This window comes from Streptomyces sp. NPDC049837, assembly GCF_040674455.1.
GTDB lineage: Bacteria > Actinomycetota > Actinomycetes > Streptomycetales > Streptomycetaceae > Streptomyces.
In genome coordinates, this window is the sequence record NZ_JBFAMP010000001.1 from 512,422 (window position 1) to 530,826 (window position 18,405).

Sequence of the window (18,405 nt, forward strand, 5' to 3'; positions counted from 1 at the left end):
GGGAGGCGGCCCGCCCACACCGACGGAGGGTCACACCGCGTCGGCGAGCACCAGCGCGTGGATACGGTCCGGGGCACCGGGTCTCGCGTAGTACCAGCCCTGGGCCGTGTCGCAGCCCAGTTCGCGCAACTGCTCGGCCTGTGCGCCCGTTTCGACGCCTTCCACCGTCACCGCGAGCTCCAGGCTGTGCGCCAGCGAGACGATCCCTTCGACGATCTTCAGGTCGACGGGGTCGATCGGCTGCTGCTGCATGCTCTGGGTGAAGGAGCGGTCCAGTTTCAGCACGCTGACCGGCAGCCGGCGAAGGTTGGCCAGGTTGGAGTAGCCGGTGCCGAAGTCGTCCAGGGCTATGTCCACGCCCATCTCGGCCAACTGCCGCAGTGGCTTGAGCAGGTCCTCGTCGGCGCCGATCAGCGCGGACTCGGTGACCTCCAGGCACAGTGCGCCCGGGTCGAGTCCGGAGCGCTCCAGTACGTCGACGGTGTCGGCGACCAGGTTCGGGTGGTGGAGCTGCGTCGGCGACAGGTTGACGTTGATGCGCAAGGGCCCGCCGTCGGTGTGGCGCCGGTTCCAGAACCGGGCCTGGCGCACCGCCTCCTGGAGCACCCAGCGGCCGAGCGGCACGATCAGCCCGGTGTGCTCGGCGAGCGGGATGAACCGGTCGGGGCCGAGTACGCCGTGCTGCGGGTGGCACCAGCGCACCAGCGCCTCGGCGCCGTGCACGCTGCCGTCGCCGAGGTGCACCAGCGGCTGGTACTCGATGAAGAACTCGCCCCGGTCCAGGGCCGCGGGCAGCGCGGTGGTCAGGCCGTGCCGGGTGATGGCGCGGGCGTCGGCCTCGGGGTCGGCCCGCTCGAACCGGTTGCCGCCCGCCGCTTTGGCCCGGTACATGGTGATGTCGGCGCTGCGCAGCACCTCCGCCGGGCCGCGTTCCCCCGCCGGCCCCTCGACGATGCCGACGCTGCCGCGCACGGTCAGTTCGCGGCCGTCCAGCCGGACGGGCGTGGCGAGGGCGGCGAGGATGCGGTGGGCCAGCTCGTCGGCCTGCTGCTCGGTGTCCGTGCCGGTGGTGAGCGCGACGAACTCGTCGCCGCCGAGGCGGGCCACCATCTCCCCCGGCCCGGTCGCCACCGACTGGAGCCGGTCGGCGACCTCGACCAGCAGCCGGTCGCCGGCCGCGTGGCCGAGGCTGTCGTTGATGGCCTTGAAACCGTCGAGGTCGAGGTAGCACAGCCCGAAGCGGGTGCCGTCGCCGGACGACAGCACCTTGTCGAGCCGTTCGAAGAACAGCGTGCGGTTGGGCAGCCCGGTCAGCGCGTCGTGCGTCGCCTCGTACCGCAGCCGGAGGTTGAGCAGCCGGCGCTCGGTGGTGTCCTCCATCAGCGCGAGCTGGTACTGGGGGCGGCCCTCGGGGTCCCGCAGCAGGGAGACCGTCAGGTTGGTCCACAGGACCGTGCCGTCGCCCCGGTAGAACGGCTTCTCGACCTGGAAGTGGTCGCGTTCGCCGCGCACCAGCTCCCCGTACAGCTTCCAGACGTGCGGGGCGTCCTCGGGGTGGACCCACTCGCTGACCTTGCGTCCCTTGACGTGGTGTTCCAGGCCGCCGAACATGCGGGTGAGGGCGCCGTTGACCTCCAGGATGTTGCCCTCCAGGTCGGCGATGCCGATGCCGATGGCCGCGTCCTCGAAGACCGCGCGGAAGCGGGCCTCGGTGGCGTGCAGGGCCTGTTCGGCGAAGCTGCGCGCCGAGAGCGCCGAGCGGGCGATCGCCTCCTGCTCGGCGAGGGTGCGTTCGCGCAGCGCCTGGGCGAAGCCGGCCGCCAGGGCGTGCTGGAGCCGGGCGCAGCGGGCCCGCAGCTCCTCGACGGCGGCGCCCTCCCCGTCGCCCCCGCAGTACAGCACCAGGTAGGAGTCGACCACACCGAGGCTGCGGCTGAGCGCGTCCGGGTCGGTGCAGTGCGCCGCGACCAGGGCGGCGCCGACGCGGTGCGCGGGCGCCGGGTCGAACGGCCGCGCGTGCAGGGCGTCGCTCAGGTCCCGGGCCAGCGGCAGCAGATGCCGCTCGATCTCGGAGCGGGTGAGCGAGGTGGCCGTGACGGGGAAGATGGCCCGGCTCCAGATGGTCGCGAACCGCTGGAGTCTGTCCTCCAGGACGTCCGGTTCCGCGGCGGAACCGGGTGCCTGTGCCGGCATGCTCACGCCTTGCGCCCCACCCCTGCGAAGCCCGAGAAGGCGTATGGATCCTCCTGGTCGATCGGGTTCTCGGGGCGCCACTCCGGCATCGCCACGAGACCCGGTTCGACCAGCTCGAAACCGTCGAAGAAACGCGCCACTTCGTCGCGGCCGCGCATGACCAGGGGGCTGCGGATGTCGTTGTAGACGCCCACGGTGCCGCTCACCCGCTCCTGCGGCAGCGGGACGCCCTCGTAGGAGGCGTGCGTGAGGACCAGGAGGCTGCCCGGCGCGAGGGCGTCGCGCAGTTCGGCGAGCGCCCGGTGCGGCTCGTCGGTGTCCTGGACGAAGTGCAGTACGGCGACGAGGAGCAGGGCGACCGGCCGGTCCAGGTCCAGCAGGGCGCCGGTCTCGGGGGCGGTGAGGATGTCCTGCGGCTTGCGCAGGTCGGCGGCGACGACGCCGGCGTTGGCGTTGCCCTCCAGGACGGCCGCGCTGTGGGCGACGGCGACCGGGTCGTGGTCGACGTAGACGACGCGGGCTTCGGGGCTGGCGGCCTGGGCGACCTCGTGGACGTTGCCGAAGGTGGGGATGCCGGAGCCTATGTCGAGGAACTGGGTGACGCCCTCACCGACGGCGTACCGTACCGCGCGGCGCATGAACGCACGGTTGGCCTGCATGATTTTGGGAAGGCCCGGCATGAACTCCATGGCTTTGCGGGCCGCTTCCCGGTCCACCTCGAAATTGTGCGAGCCGCCCAGGTAGTAGTCGTAAATGCGGGACACGCTCGGCACCGAAATGTCGATGCCCGGCGGGGCCCAGGCGGGACGCTCCATCGATGTCTCCAACAAGTCGCCACGGTATGCGGCCATGTTCATGGCCAGTGTCCGAGCCGAGGCTACTGATCGCCCGCCGGGAGAGCGAGGGGAAACGGAAATTATCGATCCGTTCTTGGTCACACGTCTCGGTCACTGGACAGCGGCACGTGCGGCGTGGGAGTGCGTGGAGCGCGTGCGGGTACGTGGCCCGGGCGGCCCACGCCCCACGCGTGCGACCGGCCCGCCGCGCACGCGTGGGGCGTGGGACGGCGGGCCGGCGGGGTGTCCGGGCCGGCGGGGCCGGACACCCGGGTCGCGACGTGCGTGGGGACTCTACTTGGACGTCGCGACCATCTTTCCGGTGGGCGAGACGGCGAACCAGGTGCCGCCGACGCCCTGACCGTTGGTGTCACCGGGCTTCTTGTCGCCCGCGAAGGTGTAGAGGGGCCAGCAGTCGATGGTCTGCTGCTTGATGCCGTCGGGGCGGTTGAACACCGTGTACCCCTTCAGGGAGATGCCCTCGGTGTCGTTCTTGTCGACGGGTGCGACGACCGGCCACTTCTCCAGGCAGTCGCCGGTGCAGGCGGTCTTCATGGGCCACGCCGAGTCCTTCTCGAACCGGTAGACCGTCATTCCGTTCTTGTCGACGACGATCTCACCGAGCTTGGGGTCCTTGCGGACGGACAGTCCGGCCAGGTCGACGGAGCCCGCGCCCTCGCCCTGGTCCTCGGCCGCCCCCTCTTCGGCGGCACCCTCGTCCTCGGCGGCCCCCTCGTCGCCGCCGCCGGACAGGGCCGCCTTCTTGCCGTCGGGGGCGGCCGCGAACCAGGTGCCGCCCACGCCCTGGCCCTTGGTGTCGCCGGGCTTGGTGTCCTTGGCGTACCGGTACATCGGCCAGCCGTCGATGGTGAGCTGCTTGGTGCCGTCGGCGCGGGTCACCTCGCCCATCAGGGAGGCGTCGACACCGGCCGGGGGCTTGGCGCCCTCGGCGGCGACCACGGGCCACGCCTTGGCGCAGTCGCCCTCGCAGGCGGACTTGGGCGGGTTCGGCGTGTCCTTGTCGAAGCGGTAGAGCGTGAGGCCCTCGCTGTCGGTGACGACCTTGCCGAGCTCCTTGCTGTCCCAGACGGCGAGCTGCCCGGCCGGCTTGGCGGCGGCCGCCTGTTCCCCGGAGCCTGCACCGGAACCGTAACCGGCGCCGGAACCGTAGCCCGCACCGTTCTCGGCGGGCGCGCCCGCCGGCGCCGCCGCGCCGACCGATCCGGCGGGGGTCTGCGTCCCCGCGTCCTGACCGCACGCCGTCGTCAGCGCGAGCACGGCCGCCGCGGACAGCGCGAGCGAGGCGTTCCGCCAGGTCTTCATGTCAACTCCCGTTGTATTGAGGTACTTTGGCGACGCCCAGGTGCGCCGTTCATGGCCCTATGTACGGCGGGGAGGGCGCCGGGCGTTCAACGCGTCCGCAAAATTTCTCCGCGCGCCTCCCGCCGGGCGGCAAGCACGCACCCCAAGAACCCCTCCATCAGGGGAATCACCCCAGTTCGGGACGTATGGCGGCCAACGGCCGATCATGCTCGTCGGCGTGTACGCATCCCTCGTCCCGCGGCTCCTGGCCGTCGCCGCCCTCGGCTGGCTGCTGGCCGCACCACTGCCCGCGGTGGCCGATAGCTGTGCCGTCGCCCATGTCGGTCCCGGCGAGCCGGTGGTGGCGGTCGCGGGCGACGCCACCTGCCCGGCCGACCCGACGCCGACGCCGGCCCCGACTCCGACGCCGGAGCCCCCGCCGCCGCCCGAGCCGCCCCCGCCCCCGCCCCCGCCCCCGCCCCCGCCCCCGCCGCCACCACCGCCCACGCGGGCGGCGCCGGAACCCCCGCCCGCGCCACGGCCGCCGTCCCCGCCACCTCCGCCGCCCGCACCGGCCCCGCCGCCGCCCCGCGAACCGGAACCGGCCGCGCCGCCCCCTCCTCCCCCGCCGTCGCCCACCCCGTCGCTGCGGCCCCGCCCGTCGTCGCCGGCCCCGGTCCCGCTGCCCGCCTACCGGCGTGCGCAGCGCGCCGAACCGGCCGACGGACCGTCCACGGTCACCGTGATGCTCGTGATCATGGCCCCCGCGGTGCTCGCCGCCGCCGCGATGCGCGCCCGCTCCTCCCGCTGATACCGCCTGGAGAACACCTTGTCGGAATGGCTTGTCCTGTCCATCGCGATGGCCGCCGCCTGTGCGGTCGTCCTGACCATCGTCGTCATCAACAACCGCCGCATCGGTGACGACGACGACCCCTCCGAAACCCCTGACGTCATCGAGTACATGACGATGATGATCGGCGTGGTGTACGCGATCGTGCTCGGTCTGGCGATCGCCGGCGTCTGGGAGGGCCGCAGCGCCGCCCAGGAGAGCGTCCGTCAGGAGGCGCAGGCGCTGCACGAGGTGTCCGCCAGGGCCGAGGTCTGGCCCGAGGGGGTGCGGGAACGGATCCGCGCCGACGTGGACGCGTACGTCTCGCACGTCGTCGACACCGAGTGGCAGCACATGGCCGACCGGGGCGAGCTGACGGAGGAGGGCACCGAGCTGCTGGAGCGGGTGCGCCGCAGCGTCTCCGACTACCGGCCGGCCGACGCCCACGAGGGCGAGGCGTACCAGCCGATGGTGGACCAGGTGGCGGTCGCCGACGACGCGCGCAGCGCCCGCGGCGAGAACGCGGAGGCCACGATGCCGGGAGTGGTGTGGTTCGGCCTGATCACGGGTGCGCTGATCACGGTGGGGCTGATCTTCACGCTCCAGATCCGGCGGACGTTCCGCGAGCTGCTGCTGGCCGGTCTCTTCAGCGCCCTGATCGCCTTCCTGCTGTTCCTGATCTGGGCGTTCGACGCGCCGTTCGGCCGCGGGGTCTCCGCGACCCCCGATCCGTTCATGAACCTCTTCCCCCACCTCGACGGTTGATCCGGGGTGAGCGGAGGCGACTCCCCGTCCGCCGTCCGGGGGACCTCGGTGCCCCATTCGCCCGTCTGGGATCGCGGCTGTGGTAAGGCGCTCCTAGCGTTTCGGGCATCGAGGTGCATATCAGACGCTTTGTGGAAATCCGTTCCGCAGGTGCTCCTCGGGACCCGGAGGATTGACGATGCGCGCGATAGGTGCCGCCTCCGCCGCTCTCCTCGGAGCGGCCGCTCTCGCCCTGACCGCCCCCGCCCCGGCGGTGGCTTCCGGCAAGTACGCCCCCGGTGACTTCGCCATCAGTCCCTCGACCGTCCAGCCGGGGGGCAGGGTCGTGCTCACGGCCCCCGGCTGCTCCGGCACGGCGATGGCGTCCTCGGGCGTCTTCGACACGGTGACCATCCCGGCCGGCCGTTCGGCGACGGCCACCGTCGACTGGGACGCCAAGCGGGGCGCGGTCTACACGGTGTCCTTCACCTGCGCCGGCGGCACGCCGGGCACCGTCGACCTCACCATCGCCCTGGCCACCAGCACCCCGACGACCAGTTCGACCGCCGTCCCCACGGTGACCGCCACCCGGACGGTGATCCCCACCAGAACACCCACGCAGGGCGTACGCGGCGGTGTGGGCGGCAGCATCGGCGGCCTGAACGCGGGCGAGCTCGCGGCCGGGACCGGGCTGGTCGTGGCGGCCGCCACCGGGATCATCTACATGCTGCGCCGCCGCGCCGAAAGCCGGCGCCACTAGCCCCGCGAGCACGCCACTGGCCCCGCGAGCACAAGCCCGTCGCCCCGAGTCCTGACCGACCAGGACTCGGGGCGACGGGCGTATTCGGCCGACCGGGAGGTTCGGCCGGTCAGACCTTTCCGCCGCTCAAACGGCGGCGGCGGCTGATGAACAGCCCGCCGCCGACGGCCGCCGTGGCGACCAGGGCCCCGCCGATGGCCATCTCGGTGGAGCTCGGGGCCATCGAGCCGCCGAGACCGCCCTGGGAGCCACGGCCGCGGATGACCGTGAAGGTCCGGGTGACCACCATGGGGTGGTCGCTGCACTTGACCGCCAGGTTGTACTGCCCCGGCGTGGCGTGGTCGTAGATCCGGGGCGTGGCGGCCGAGTGGCCCGAGGCGTTGACGGTGAGGGCCGTCTTGGGGAAGGCGTTGGACGTGACCGTGCCGCCGTGGCCGCACCCCATGGCGCTGACCGCGAGCTGGCCGCCCTGGTGCACCCGGTTCGGGGAGACCGTGACGTTGGTCGGACCGTGGTTGGCGACGGCCAGGGGGGCACAGAGCCCGATGGCCGCGCCGGCGGTGGCGGCCACCGCGAGAGCGCGTGAAGCACGCATCGTGAACCTCCAGTGGAAGACGCCCCGAAGCGGCGCTCCGGGAGGATTCGACGAGTACGCCTTCCACGACGAACCTTCACAAGTCGGTCTGATTACCGCATTTCGACACTCGTCCACCCCGGTGAGCCGACACGCCGGTGTCGCGCCCGCGTATCTGACGGAGCCGCAGGTCACGGACCGTCAGGGGTGGTGCGGCGGGATTTTGGCGGACCATGACTCGGATGGGTCATCCCCCCTGGCGCCACCACCCGTTCGCCCCTTCCCTGATCGCCGGTGCGGCACGGCGCACTTAGCGTGCGTACTACGCCGCGAAGGGAGAACCATGGGCAGGGGCCTGTACCACAGTGGCTTCGAGTCGAGGAGGCGCTCGCCGTGGGGCGCGCTGGCTCTCGTCATGCTCACCGGTCTCGCGATGATGCGGAACGGCGTCGACATCCAGCCCGGCCCGCCCCAGCCGGCTCCCGCCTCGGTCGCCCAGAGCGGCCGCGTCGGCAAGGTTCCGGCCCCGCCCCAGGGCCTGCGGCCGCTCGCGTACGCGCCGGCCTCCCGGATCCGGATCGAGTCCATCGACGTCGACGCCCCGGTCATGGACGTGGGCCTGGACCAGGACGGCTGGATCGACGCGCCGCCGGCCCAGGACCCCAACATGGCCGGCTGGTACCAGAACGGCATCTCCCCCGGGCAGCGCGGTACGTCGGTGATCGTCGGCCATGTCGACAACGAGGCGGGCCCGGCGGTGTTCTACGGGCTCGGCTCGCTCAAGAAGGGCAGCCACGTGGAGGTGACGCGGTTCGACGGGCGGGTGGCCGTGTTCGAGGTGTACGGCATCGAGGTCTTCTCCAAGGAGGACTTCCCCGGCGTGCGCGTCTACGGCGACACCGGGCACCCGGAGCTGCGCGTGATCACCTGTGGCGGCGGCTACTCGAAGACCAACGGCTACGACGGCAACGTGGTCGTCTTCGCGCGGATGGTGGCGACCCGCTGAGCGGTCCGCCCAGCGGGTCTTGCGGTGAACTCCGTACCGCGTCTCATCGGCGCGGTACGGTGAGGTGGTAGCCGGCGGCCAGCAGCTCCGGCAGGTAGACGCGCAGCGCGGCCACGCTCTGGGAGCGGTCGCCGCCCGCGTCGTGGGAGAGCACCACGACGCCCGGCCCGGCCCCGTCCAGCACCCGGCGGACGATCACGTGCGCTCCGGGCTCCTTCCAGTCCAGCGTGTCCACCGTCCAGGCGAGCGGCTCCATCCCCAGCTCGGCGCCGATCTCGAACGAGTGCCGGTTCCAGGCCCCGTAGGGCGCCCGGTACCACAGCGGCGGGGAGCCGAGTGTCCGCTCGATGATGTCGCTGGTGCTGCCCAGTTCGTCGCGGATGCGGGAGGGGCGCAGCCTGGGCATCAGCGGGTGGGACCAGGAGTGGTTGCCCACCACGTGCCCGTCGTCGGCCATCTCGCGCAGCAGGTCCGGGTTGACGGCCGCCATCTCGCCGCAGACGAAGAACATGGCGCGTACGTCGTGCTTGCGGAGGGTGCGGAGGATGGCGGGAGTGTAGCGGGGGTCGGGTCCGTCGTCGAAGGAGAGGACCATCGACCGGCCGACCCCGGAGACCCGCAGGAAGGGCCGCTGCCGCACGGGCGGCAGGGCGCGCCGGTGGCGGGGCGGGGCGTGTGCGGTCATCGGCTGGAGCCGGTACGAGGAGGGCGCCAGGCGCGGGCCGGCCGGGGGGCGGGCCGGGGCGCCCACCGGGGGGCCGGCCACCGGGTGCGCGGGGCCGGACGGGCGCGGCGGCGCGCCGCCGGTCCGTTCCAGGGCGAAGAGCCCGAAGGTCGTGGTGGCCCCGAGTGCGGCGGCGATGCGCAGCACCATCCGCCGCCCCGTGGGCATTTGATCTGTTTTCATGACTAATAACTCGCATGGCGGATGCTTCGCGCCCCTGACCCACACCGTACGGCCGTCCGATTGCACCCGATGGGACCAGCGGGCCGGTGGTGGCCGCCGGCGGTGTGTGTCGTCTTCCGCCGGGGCCCGGGGTGGGCCATCATGATCCGCCGTCAGCCGATGCCGTCTGCAAAGAGGTGACGCTCATGGCCGGAATCCGTGCGGGGCAGGGAATTCTGCGCCGCAAACCCATCGCACTGATCGACGAGGGCGTCGAGGAGGAACGGCTCACCCGGACGCTGGGGCTGTGGCAGCTCACCGCCATCGGTGTCGGCGGCATCATCGGCGCGGGCATCTTCACCCTCGCCGGCACGGTCGCCAACGGTACGGCCGGTCCCGCCGTGCTCGTCTCGTTCCTGATCGCGGGCATCGCCAGCGCGGCCGCCGCGTTCAGCTACGCCGAGTTCGCCGGTCTGATCCCCAAGGCGGGTTCGGCGTACACCTACGGCTACGCCGTGCTCGGCGAACTCGCGGGCTGGTTCATCGGCTGGGACCTGCTGCTGGAGTACACCGCCATCGTCGCGGTCGTGGCCATCGGCATCTCCGGCTACTTCAACTTCCTGCTCGGCGAGGTGGGCGCGGAGCTGCCCGCCTGGATGCTGGGCGCGCCGGGGACGGGCGAGGGCCACAAGGTCGACCTGTTCGCGGCCCTGCTGTGCCTGCTGATCGCCTACCTCCTCACGCTCGGCATCAAGAACGCGGCGCGCTTCGAGACGGTCGTCGTGGTCCTGAAGGTGCTGGTGGTGCTGCTGGTGATCGTGGTCGGCTTCTTCCACGTCACGTCCGACAACTACAGCCCGTTCTTCCCGTACGGGTGGGGCGGCGCGTTCACCGGTGCGGCGACGGTGTTCTTCGCGGTGTTCGGGTACGACGCCATGTCGACGGCGGCCGAGGAGTCCAAGGACGCGCAGCGGCACATGCCGAAGGCGATCATCTACTCGCTCGCCTTCTCGATGGTCCTGTACGTGCTGGCCTGCCTGGTCCTGACCGGCATGCAGAACTACACGGAGGTCGACAAGGAGAGCGGCTTCTCGACCGCGTTCAAGTCGGTGGGCCTCGACGCGCTCGCGGACATCATCGCGGTGGGCGCGATCATCGGCATCCTCACCGTGATGTTCACGTTCATGCTGGGTGTCACCCGTGTGTGGTTCTCCATGTCCCGGGACGGGCTGCTGCCGCACTGGTTCGCCAAGACGCACCCGACACGGCACGTGCCGACCCGCGTGACCTGGATCGTCGGCGTCGCGTCGGCGCTCATCGCCGGGTTCCTGCCGATCGGCGAGGCTGCCGAACTGACCAACATCGGCATCCTGCTGGCGTTCGTCGTGGTGTGTATCGCGGTGATCGTGCTCCGCTACAAGCGGCCGGAGCTGCCGCGCACCTTCCGCACGCCGGGGATGCCGTTCGTGCCGGCGATCGGCGTGGTCTTCTCCATCTGGCTGATCACCTTCCTCCAGTGGCAGACCTGGGCCCGGTTCGCCGTGTGGTTCGCGATCGGGCTGGTGATCTACTTCGGCTACTCGTACCGCAAGTCGAACCTGGCGAAGGCCGAGGCCCGCGGCAGCGCGCGGACGGACCAGCCGCCCGCGCCGTAGGGCAGTCCTCCGCTACTCCCCCATCAGCAGGCCGTCCTTGGCCGCGCCGCGGCTGAGGGCGACCTGCTGGATCGTGTCGCGTACGGCGGTGAGGTTCTCACCGGCCCTGATCGCGGCGTTGAGGTTGACCACCCGGCCCGTCCCGGTGTTGAACCACTGCGGGAGGAACTCCGCCTTGGCCACGTTCCAGCGGGCGCCGGGCGCGGCGGGCGGGGTGAAGGTGAAGCGGCCGATGGTGCCCTGGTTGCCGCGCGGGTCGAAGGCACCCTGATAGTTGATCATGTCGCCGGCGATCTGGTCGCCCATGCCGTAGATGATCCAGGTGCCGTTGACCTTCTCGTACGCCTGCGGGACGTGGGCGTGGGTGCCGATGATCAGGTCGATGTCTGGGCGGCCGCCGGTGGCGGAGGCGGTGAGGCTGCGGCCGAGGGTGAGCTGCCGCCGGTCGGGCGCGGTCTGCCACTCGGTGCCCCAGTGCAGGCTGACCACGACCACGTCGGCGCCGGCGGCGCGGGCCGCCCGGGCGTCGGCGAGGATCTTGTTCTCGTTGATGAGGTTGACAGCCCAGGGTCTGCCCTGGGGCAGCGGGATGCCGTTGGTGCCGTAGGTGTACGCCAGGTGGGCCACCGTCGCGCCGCCCGCCTTGAGCAGGGTGGGGCGTGCGGCCTCGGCGGGGGTGCGGGCGGAACCGGCGTGGCGTACGCCCACCTTGTCGAGGGCGTCCAGGGTGCGGCCGAGACCGGCGGTCCCGTCGTCCAGGGTGTGGTTGGAGGCCGTGGAGCAGGAGTCGTAGCCGGTGGCGGCGAGCGCGGTGGCCACCTGGGGCGGCGACTTGAAGGACGGGTAGCCGGTGTAGGGGCCGCCCTCCCGGCCGTACACCGTCTCCATGTGGCAGATGGCCAGGTCGGCCTTGGAGACGACGGGCCGGACGCCGGCGAGCATGGGGCGGAAGTCGTAGCCGTTGCCGCCGGCGTCCGCCTGGGCCTGCCGGATGATCGAGGCGTGCGGCAGGACGTCGCCGCTGGCCACGAGTGTGAATCCACGCTCCGGCGCGGCGACGGCGCCGCCCGCCGACGAGGGGGCGGGGTGGGCGGCCTGCGGGGGCCTGCCCGCCGGGGCGGCCGCGGTGCGAGGCTCCGGCTCCGCACCGGCACAGCCTGCCGCCGCGGAAAGAAGGACGGTGGCCACCGCCACCGTGGTCCGTCGCATGGGTGTGGTGGTCATCAGCCGGACTCCGTGGGCTTCAGGGGGGTGTGGAGACATGGGGCGTGCACCCCTGATCCCTACGGGAAATGAGGATCAGTCAATCCTTAAATACGCAAAATCATACAAACGCAGTGATATGGGACCTATGGCTCCCGGTGACCGCTCACCGCACCATTCGCCGCTCGGTGTGACCGCTCGTCGCACATCCCGGTGCGGCGCCTGTCCCTCCGGGCCCGGATGCGTTCGGATACGCGTCGAGGGTCTGAGTACGGCGTTCGAGTACGGCGGGAAAGGGTGTGACGATGACGACGGCGACCACCGACGAGCGGGCCCTGGAGGAGCTCCAGCGTGAACACGGACCCGCGCTGCTGAGCTTCCTGCTCGGCCTGACCTACGGGGACAAGCAGCGTGCCGAGGACCTGCTCCAGGAGACGCTGGTACGCGCCTGGCAGCACCCCGAGGCGTTCGAGGCCCCGTACGAGTCGATGCGTCCGTGGCTCTTCACGGTCGGCCGGCGCCTGGCGATCGACGCCCGCCGCTCCCGCATGGCCCGCCCCACCGAGATCGGGGACGGCGTGCTCGCCGGTACGCCCGACCCCTCGGACGTCACCGAGTCCGCCGTCGCCGCGCTGGACGTACGGGCGGCGGTACGGGAGCTGAGCCCGGAGCACCGCGCGGTGCTCGTACGGATCTACTTCGACGGCCTGACCGTGAACGAGGCGGCCGCCGATCTCGGTATACCGGCGGGGACGGTCAAGTCGCGGTCGCACTACGCGCTGCGGGCGCTCGGCCGGTGCCTGCCGGGCTACAGCCGGACGCTCTCCGGCTCGCCGGCGACGTGACCCTCCCGTCCCACCGTCCCCTGCGGGCACGCCACCGCCCGTGTGTCACGACCCTGGCCGAAATGTAGGCGAGACCACACCGCCGAGTTGAGCAAAGAGCCGCCCCGGCCCGTGCCTGACGGTGGAGGCTCGTCGTCGAGGACCACACGCACGCGCAGGACGTCCGGGAGAAGGTGGGAACGTTGCGGCCCGAGAGCACGAACGGCACCGGCGGGGGCGGGCTGGCCGTCCCGATGGCCTGGCTGTGTGCCGAGTACATCGCCGATGAACTGCTGAGAGCCGGTGGCCTGGTCGAACCCGGCTCGCTGGAGTACCAGGCGGGCCGCCGGACGCTCGCGCTCACCGTGTACCTGGGCGACGGCACGGACGACGCCCCCGGCACGGGCGCCGATGACCGGCTGGAGGAGTGGCTGATCCGCACCGCGCACGGCCACCCCTGGGAGGACTGGGTGCGCGAGCAGTTGGCCGCGCGCCGGGAGCGCGAGGGCGACGGCGACGAGGGCCTGGCCCTCGCCCGGGAGACCTGGCGCCTGCTGGCGGGGACGCACCTGCTCGCCACCGACCTGGGCGCGCTGTCGGCCGGCCCGGCCGCCTCGCTCGCGGTCGACGAGTCCGAGGCGGTGTGGCTGCCGTCCTGGCGCCTGGGCCTGCCGCTCGGGCACCTGGCGCTGCGGCTGTACGAGCCGCCGCACGTGTGAGCCGCGGCGGCAGCGGGCTCAGTGCGGCTGGACGGGCCGCGCCCGGACCCTGGAGCTGGAGGGCAGGTCCTGGTGGCCGCCGCTGGCCAGCATCCGCACCTCGCCCCGGTCGCTGATCTCGGCCAGGACTATCCCGGTGTCGTCGGCGTAGACGGGGTGCCCGCCGGCCCCGGTGCGGTCCGTGCGGTGCACCTCCACGACGTCTTCCTGCCCGAAGTCCAGTTCGTAGTGATCATGGATGCGCATGGCTGCCTCCCGGTGAGCGGTCACCGCCATTGCACCCGCGTCCCCATACCGGGACATTTCATTCCTGAACGGACGCCGGCGGATCGCGGTGCACACCCGCGCGATACTTCGGGACACGGACCGTGACCTTCATGCCCGCGCCGACCCCCGTCTCGACCACCAGGCCGTAGTCGTCCCCGTACACCTGGCGCAGCCGTTCGTCGACGTTGGACAGGCCGATGCCGGACGCCTGGGGGCGCTCGCCCGCGAGGATGGCCCGCAGGACGGCCGGGTCCATGCCCACCCCGTCGTCCTCGATGGTGACGACGGCCTCGGCGCCCGCGTCCTCGGCCGCGATCGTCACCCGGCAGGTGGTTCGGGAGTCCTCCAGGCCGTGCTTGACGGCGTTCTCGACCAGCGGCTGGAGGCACAGGAACGGCAGCGTCACCGGCAGCACCTCGGGCGCCACCTGGAGGGTGACCTGGAGCCGGTCACCGAACCTCGCGCCCGCGAGCGCCAGGTACTGCTCGATGGAGCGCAGCTCGTCGGCGAGCTGGGTGAACTCGCCGTGCCGCCGAAAGGAGTAGCGGGTGAAGTCGGCGAACTCCAGGAGCAGTTCGCGCGCCCGCTCCGGGTCGGTACGGACGAAGGAGGCTATGGCGGCGAGCGAGTTGAAGATGAAGTGCGGGGAGATCTGGGCGCGCAGGGCCCGGATCTCCGCCTCGATCAGCCGCGTACGGGACCGGTCCAGCTCGGCCAGTTCGAGCTGGACCGAGACCCAGCGGGCCACCTCCGTCGCCGCCCGTACCAGCACCGCCGACTCGCGCGAGCCGTACGCGACCAGGGCGCCCAGCACGCCCTCCTCACCGGTCAGCGGCGCGATCACGGCCCACCGCAGCGGGCAGTCCGGCTCGCCGCACTCTGCGCGCACGCTCTGGCCCCGCCCGGAGCCGAGCAGCTCGGCGACCCGTTCCATCACCTGCTCGCGGTGGTGGTCGCCCCCGGGACCGTCCCAGGCGAGCACGGCCGTGCGGTCGGTCAGGCACAGCGCCTCCGTGCCGAGCAGCGAGCGCAGCCGGCGCGCGGCCTTGCGTGCGGTGTCCTCGGTGAGCCCGGCCCGCAGCGGCGGGGCGGCGAGGGAGGCGGTGTGCAGGGTGTGGAAGGTGGCCCGCTCCACGGGGGTGCCGAGGTCCAGGACGTCCTTGCCGGCCCGCCGCGCGCTGAGCCGCCCGAGCGCGAACCCGGCGGCGAGGAGGACGGCCCCGGCGGCGGCCAGGGCGGCGAGGAGGGTTCCGCTCACCGCTCGGCCCCTTCCTGCCGTTCCGGCGCCCGGGGGCGTCCCGAGGGGCGGCCGGCCAGGTCCTCGGGCAGGTGCAGCCGGGCCAGGATGGCCGGGGTGCCGGCCGGGACGCGGCGTGGCGTGGCGAGCGAGACGGCGACCATGGTGAGGAAGCCGAGCGGCACCGACCAGACGGCGGGCCAGGCCATCAGGGAGTGCGGCCACCCCTCCGGGGCGAGCCCCGCGCGGGTCGCCATCACGGCCGTGAGCGCGGCCCCGCCACCCGCGACCAGGCCGGCCATCGCGCCGGGCGGGGTGAGCCGCCGCCACCAGATGCCGAGCACCAGCAGCGGGCAGAACGAGGACGCCGACACGGCGAACGCCAGGCCCACGGCGTCGGCCACCGGCACGTTGGTGGCCACCAGGCTGACGGCGAGCGGCACCGCCATGGCGAGCACGGTCGCCAGCCGGAAGTGCCGCACCCCGCGCGAGGGCAGCACGTCCTGGCTGAGCACCCCCGCGACCGACATGGTCAGCCCCGAAGCCGTCGACAGGAACGCCGCGAACGCCCCGCCCGCCAGCAGCGCGCCAAGCAGCTCACCGGCCGTCCCGCCCACGACCCGGTCGGGCAGGACGAGCACGGCCGCGTCCGCCGCGCCGGTGAGGGCGAGCTCGGGGGCGTAGATCCGGCCGAGCGCGCCGTAGACCGGCGGCAGCAGGTAGAAGGCGCCGACCAGGCCGAGGACGACGAGCGTGGTGCGGCGGGCGGTGCGCCCGTCGGGGCTGGTGTAGAAGCGGACGGCGACGTGCGGCAGGCCCATGGTGCCGAGGAACGTGGCGAGGATCAGCCCGTACGTGGCGTAGAGCTGGTGGCCGTCGCGGCCGCCCGCCAGCGGCTGCGACCAGCCCTGGGGATCGGTGCCTCCGGCGGCCCGCTCGGGGACGTGCGCGCCCTCGGGGAAGCGCAGGGTGGTGCCCGCCTCGACGCGGTGGCCGCCCTCGTCGAGGGTGACCCGGTCCTCCTCGTAGGCGGTGGAGTCGACGCGGCCGGTGACGGTCAGGGTCAGCGGCGCGTCGACCTCGATGCGTACGGTGTCGTCGACCGTCACGGCGGTGTGCTCGCGGAAGACGGCGGGCGCGTCGAACCGGGCGCGCGGCGCGTCGTCGCCCCACCAGGCGGTGACCAGGAACAGCGCGGGGACCAGCAGGGCGGTGAGCTTGAGCCAGTACTGGAAGGCCTGCACGAAGGTGATGCTGCGCATCCCGCCCGCCGCCACCGCCCCCGTGACGACGACGGCGACGACCAGCCCGCCGACCCAGCCGGGGGCGCCGGTGAGGATCTCCAGCGTGAGGCCCGCCCCCTGGAGCTGCGGCAACAGGTACAGCCAGCCGATGCCGACGACGAACAGGCTGGCCAGCCGGCGCGCCTCGGGCGATTCGAGGCGGGCCTCGGCGAAGTCGGAGAGGGTGTAGGCGCCGGAGCGGCGCAGCGGGGCGGCGACCAGGACCAGCAGGACGAGGTATCCGGCGGTGTAGCCGACCGGGTACCAGAGCATGTCCGGGCCCTGGAGGAGGACGAGTCCGGCGATGCCCAGGAAGGAGGCGGCGGAGAGGTACTCGCCGCTGATGGCGGCGGCGTTGAGGCCCGGGCCCACGGTGCGGGAGGCGACGTAGAAGTCGGAGGTGGTGCGGGAGATGCGCAGCCCGAGGGCGCCGATGAGCACGGTGGCGAGGACGACGGCGGTGACGGCGGCCACCGCGTAGGTCTGGTTCACGTGCGGTCCATGCGGGCTCAGCGGCCTTCCACGAGGCCGGTGAAGTCGCGTTCGTTGCGCTCGGCCCGGCCGACGTACCAGCGGGCGATGAGCCAGACGACGGGGTAGGTGCCGACGCCCAGGGCGGCCCAGAGGAACGGCTGGGCGGTGCCGTGCCCCAGTGCCGCCGGGAGCGTGAACAGCAGGGGCAGCGAGCCGACGAGCAGCGCGAGGGTGCCCAGCGCGTAGAGGGCGGCGCGCAGTTGGCTGCGCATCAGGGACCGTACGTAGGTGTGGCCGAGGGTGGTCTGCTCGCTGATCTCGGAGCGGGCGGGCGCGTGACCGGGCGGGCGGCGGGCGGAGCGCGGGACACCGGTGACCGTCTCGCGGCGGGGGCGGCGCACGGGCTGGTGCCCGGCTTGGTGCTCGGCATCGTGCTCGGCTTGGTGCTCTGCGGGCATCGGCGTCCGTGGGTCGGCTGGCTGGCTCGGGTGGTGGAGTCTACGCAGAAGCCATTACCGAAGGTAGACCCTGTTTTCGCGGGGGTCTCGGGTCACTTGCCGGTCCGCCGGGCGGCGTCGCCGAGGGCGATCTCCAGCTCGACGTAGCACTCCTCGGCCCGGCGGAACGCCACCTCCAGGGCGGCGGCCGTGCGGGGCCCGACCAGTCCGTGCGTCGACTCCTGGATCTCGTAGAGCACGTCGGCCCAGCGTCCGGCGGCGCTCCTGACCCCGGCGAGCAGCGCCTCGGCCTCGCTCGGGCCGGCCGGCCGGAGGTCCGGCAGCGCGCGCAGTTCGGCGAGCAGCGCCTCGATCTCCACGGTCACGGTCCCCCCTCTCCGGTGATCAACCCTAGGCGCCGCACGGTGGGCCGTCGGTCCGGTGCCGGACACCCGTCGCCGAACGGCGCGTACCGCGCGACGAACGGTGGGTGCCGGCACCGGCACGGGTCAGCGGGCGGTGGTGCGGAGGACGAAGAACGGGCCGCGGTGCTCGCCGCCGTCCGGCAGGTGCCAGGCGGCGGTGACGTGCCCGTCGTAGGTGTCGGCGCCCTGCGGCGATCCGAGGGTGCGGACCACTTCGAGGGTCGCGGTGGCCGTCTCCACGCGCGTGCCGTGCTCGTCGTTGTGGACGTTCCCCGGCTCGTCCTCGGCCGGGAGGGCGTCCAGGGAGCAGTGGCTGGTGACGGACGTGTCGGGGGCGCCGGTGACGCTCTGGTGCTGCGCCTTGGCGCGCCCCTGGAGGAGGGCGAGCACCTGGGCGACCACCACGGGGTCGTGCGTTCCGTCGTAGATCCACCGCCGTCCCAGAACTCCGTGCTCGGACGTGCCGATGAGCCCCTGTCCGGCGCCGTCGAGGGGAGCTCCCCGGTAGCTCAGCGGCACGTGGTACGCGACGGGCCGGTCGCCGGAGAGGTCCGCGACCACCATGAACTCGATGCCCACCTCGCCCTCCGGGTCGTCGAGCCGGAACCCGCCGGCCTTGACCAGTTCCGGCCGGCGCGCCGGGCCGGTGTACCACGGCTGGGTGGGCAGCCAGGCCTCCAGGAGCTCCAGCTTGCCGGGCGACATGGTGGTGTTGTGTATGACAGCCATGTCCCGTGAACTTCCTTGACCT

At 72.7% G+C, this 18,405-nt stretch carries 19 protein-coding genes; 7 read left to right on the plus strand and 12 right to left on the minus strand.

Features of this window, described 5'->3' with window-relative positions; all coding sequences use genetic code 11:
• Window positions 1–30: 30 nt before the first annotated feature.
• From AB0J57_RS02340 to AB0J57_RS02350, 3 genes are all read right to left on the minus strand, one after another.
• The gene (locus tag AB0J57_RS02340; protein ID WP_366126021.1) at window positions 31–2,199 is read right to left on the minus strand and encodes an EAL domain-containing protein; all 2,169 of its coding nucleotides are present in this window, start codon (window positions 2,197–2,199) and stop codon (window positions 31–33) included.
• The gene (locus AB0J57_RS02345) at window positions 2,196–3,008 is read right to left on the minus strand and encodes an SAM-dependent methyltransferase (RefSeq protein ID WP_366126450.1); all 813 of its coding nucleotides are present in this window, start codon (window positions 3,006–3,008) and stop codon (window positions 2,196–2,198) included. Before AB0J57_RS02345 ends, AB0J57_RS02340 begins: the two co-directional genes overlap by 4 nt.
• Window positions 3,009–3,323: 315 nt before the next feature.
• Window positions 3,324–4,352, minus strand: a complete 1,029-nt coding sequence (locus tag AB0J57_RS02350) for an SCO0930 family lipoprotein (RefSeq protein ID WP_366126022.1) — start codon at window positions 4,350–4,352, stop codon at window positions 3,324–3,326.
• 217 nt (window positions 4,353–4,569) lie between these two features.
• Here AB0J57_RS02350 and AB0J57_RS02355 point away from each other — a divergent pair, with 217 nt between their 5' ends.
• From AB0J57_RS02355 to AB0J57_RS02365, 3 genes are all read left to right on the plus strand, one after another.
• Window positions 4,570–5,142 (plus strand): hypothetical protein, encoded by a 573-nt coding sequence (locus AB0J57_RS02355; protein WP_366126023.1) that lies wholly within the window; start codon window positions 4,570–4,572, stop codon window positions 5,140–5,142.
• A gap of 18 nt (window positions 5,143–5,160) precedes the next feature.
• Window positions 5,161–5,925 (plus strand): hypothetical protein, encoded by a 765-nt coding sequence (locus tag AB0J57_RS02360; RefSeq protein ID WP_366126024.1) that lies wholly within the window; start codon window positions 5,161–5,163, stop codon window positions 5,923–5,925.
• A 178-nt stretch (window positions 5,926–6,103) separates the two neighbouring features.
• Window positions 6,104–6,664 carry a hypothetical protein gene (locus AB0J57_RS02365; protein WP_366126025.1) on the plus strand — a complete coding sequence of 187 codons (561 nt, stop codon included), beginning with the start codon at window positions 6,104–6,106 and terminating at the stop codon, window positions 6,662–6,664.
• Between the two features lie 109 nt (window positions 6,665–6,773).
• Here AB0J57_RS02365 and AB0J57_RS02370 read toward each other — a convergent pair whose 3' ends face one another.
• Window positions 6,774–7,259: a hypothetical protein gene (locus tag AB0J57_RS02370; RefSeq protein WP_366126026.1), complete on the minus strand. Its 486-nt coding sequence runs from the start codon at window positions 7,257–7,259 to the stop codon at window positions 6,774–6,776.
• 322 nt (window positions 7,260–7,581) lie between these two features.
• On the opposite strand from AB0J57_RS02370, the gene AB0J57_RS02375 reads away from it, so the two are divergent.
• A complete protein-coding gene (locus AB0J57_RS02375) occupies window positions 7,582–8,244 on the plus strand; it encodes a class F sortase (RefSeq protein ID WP_366126027.1) in 663 nt (220 codons plus the stop codon).
• 43 nt (window positions 8,245–8,287) lie between these two features.
• On the opposite strand, the gene AB0J57_RS02380 is transcribed toward AB0J57_RS02375, so the two are convergent.
• A complete protein-coding gene (locus AB0J57_RS02380) occupies window positions 8,288–9,151 on the minus strand; it encodes a polysaccharide deacetylase family protein (protein ID WP_366126028.1) in 864 nt (287 codons plus the stop codon).
• Between the two features lie 185 nt (window positions 9,152–9,336).
• On the opposite strand from AB0J57_RS02380, the gene AB0J57_RS02385 reads away from it, so the two are divergent.
• A complete protein-coding gene (locus AB0J57_RS02385; RefSeq protein ID WP_366126029.1) occupies window positions 9,337–10,785 on the plus strand; it encodes an amino acid permease in 1,449 nt (482 codons plus the stop codon).
• Window positions 10,786–10,797: 12 nt separating this feature from the next.
• Here the strand turns inward: AB0J57_RS02385 and AB0J57_RS02390 are convergent, their stop codons facing one another.
• Window positions 10,798–12,009, minus strand: coding sequence for a CapA family protein (locus AB0J57_RS02390; protein WP_366126030.1), 1,212 nt, complete (start codon window positions 12,007–12,009; stop codon window positions 10,798–10,800).
• A gap of 284 nt (window positions 12,010–12,293) precedes the next feature.
• Here AB0J57_RS02390 and AB0J57_RS02395 point away from each other — a divergent pair, with 284 nt between their 5' ends.
• Both AB0J57_RS02395 and AB0J57_RS02400 read left to right on the plus strand, forming a co-directional pair.
• Window positions 12,294–12,833 (plus strand): sigma-70 family RNA polymerase sigma factor, encoded by a 540-nt coding sequence (locus AB0J57_RS02395; RefSeq protein WP_366126031.1) that lies wholly within the window; start codon window positions 12,294–12,296, stop codon window positions 12,831–12,833.
• 182 nt (window positions 12,834–13,015) lie between these two features.
• Window positions 13,016–13,531: a hypothetical protein gene (locus tag AB0J57_RS02400; RefSeq protein WP_366126032.1), complete on the plus strand. Its 516-nt coding sequence runs from the start codon at window positions 13,016–13,018 to the stop codon at window positions 13,529–13,531.
• Window positions 13,532–13,549: 18 nt separating this feature from the next.
• Here the strand turns inward: AB0J57_RS02400 and AB0J57_RS02405 are convergent, their stop codons facing one another.
• From AB0J57_RS02405 to AB0J57_RS02430, 6 genes are all read right to left on the minus strand, one after another.
• Complete coding sequence (locus tag AB0J57_RS02405; RefSeq protein WP_366126033.1) at window positions 13,550–13,777, minus strand: DUF6296 family protein; 228 nt, start codon at window positions 13,775–13,777, stop codon at window positions 13,550–13,552.
• 58 nt (window positions 13,778–13,835) lie between these two features.
• Window positions 13,836–15,056 (minus strand): histidine kinase, encoded by a 1,221-nt coding sequence (locus AB0J57_RS02410; protein ID WP_366126034.1) that lies wholly within the window; start codon window positions 15,054–15,056, stop codon window positions 13,836–13,838.
• Window positions 15,053–16,810: a cation acetate symporter gene (locus tag AB0J57_RS02415; RefSeq protein ID WP_366126035.1), complete on the minus strand. Its 1,758-nt coding sequence runs from the start codon at window positions 16,808–16,810 to the stop codon at window positions 15,053–15,055. The genes AB0J57_RS02410 and AB0J57_RS02415 overlap by 4 nt, the downstream gene beginning before the upstream one ends.
• Before the next feature lie 17 nt (window positions 16,811–16,827).
• Complete coding sequence (locus AB0J57_RS02420) at window positions 16,828–17,250, minus strand: hypothetical protein (protein ID WP_366126036.1); 423 nt, start codon at window positions 17,248–17,250, stop codon at window positions 16,828–16,830.
• A 92-nt stretch (window positions 17,251–17,342) separates the two neighbouring features.
• The gene (locus tag AB0J57_RS02425; RefSeq protein ID WP_366126037.1) at window positions 17,343–17,615 is read right to left on the minus strand and encodes a hypothetical protein; all 273 of its coding nucleotides are present in this window, start codon (window positions 17,613–17,615) and stop codon (window positions 17,343–17,345) included.
• Window positions 17,616–17,738: 123 nt separating this feature from the next.
• On the minus strand, window positions 17,739–18,383 hold the full coding sequence (locus AB0J57_RS02430; RefSeq protein WP_366126038.1) for a 1,4-alpha-glucan branching protein: 645 nt from the start codon (window positions 18,381–18,383) through the stop codon (window positions 17,739–17,741).
• Between the last annotated feature and the right edge of the window lie 22 nt (window positions 18,384–18,405).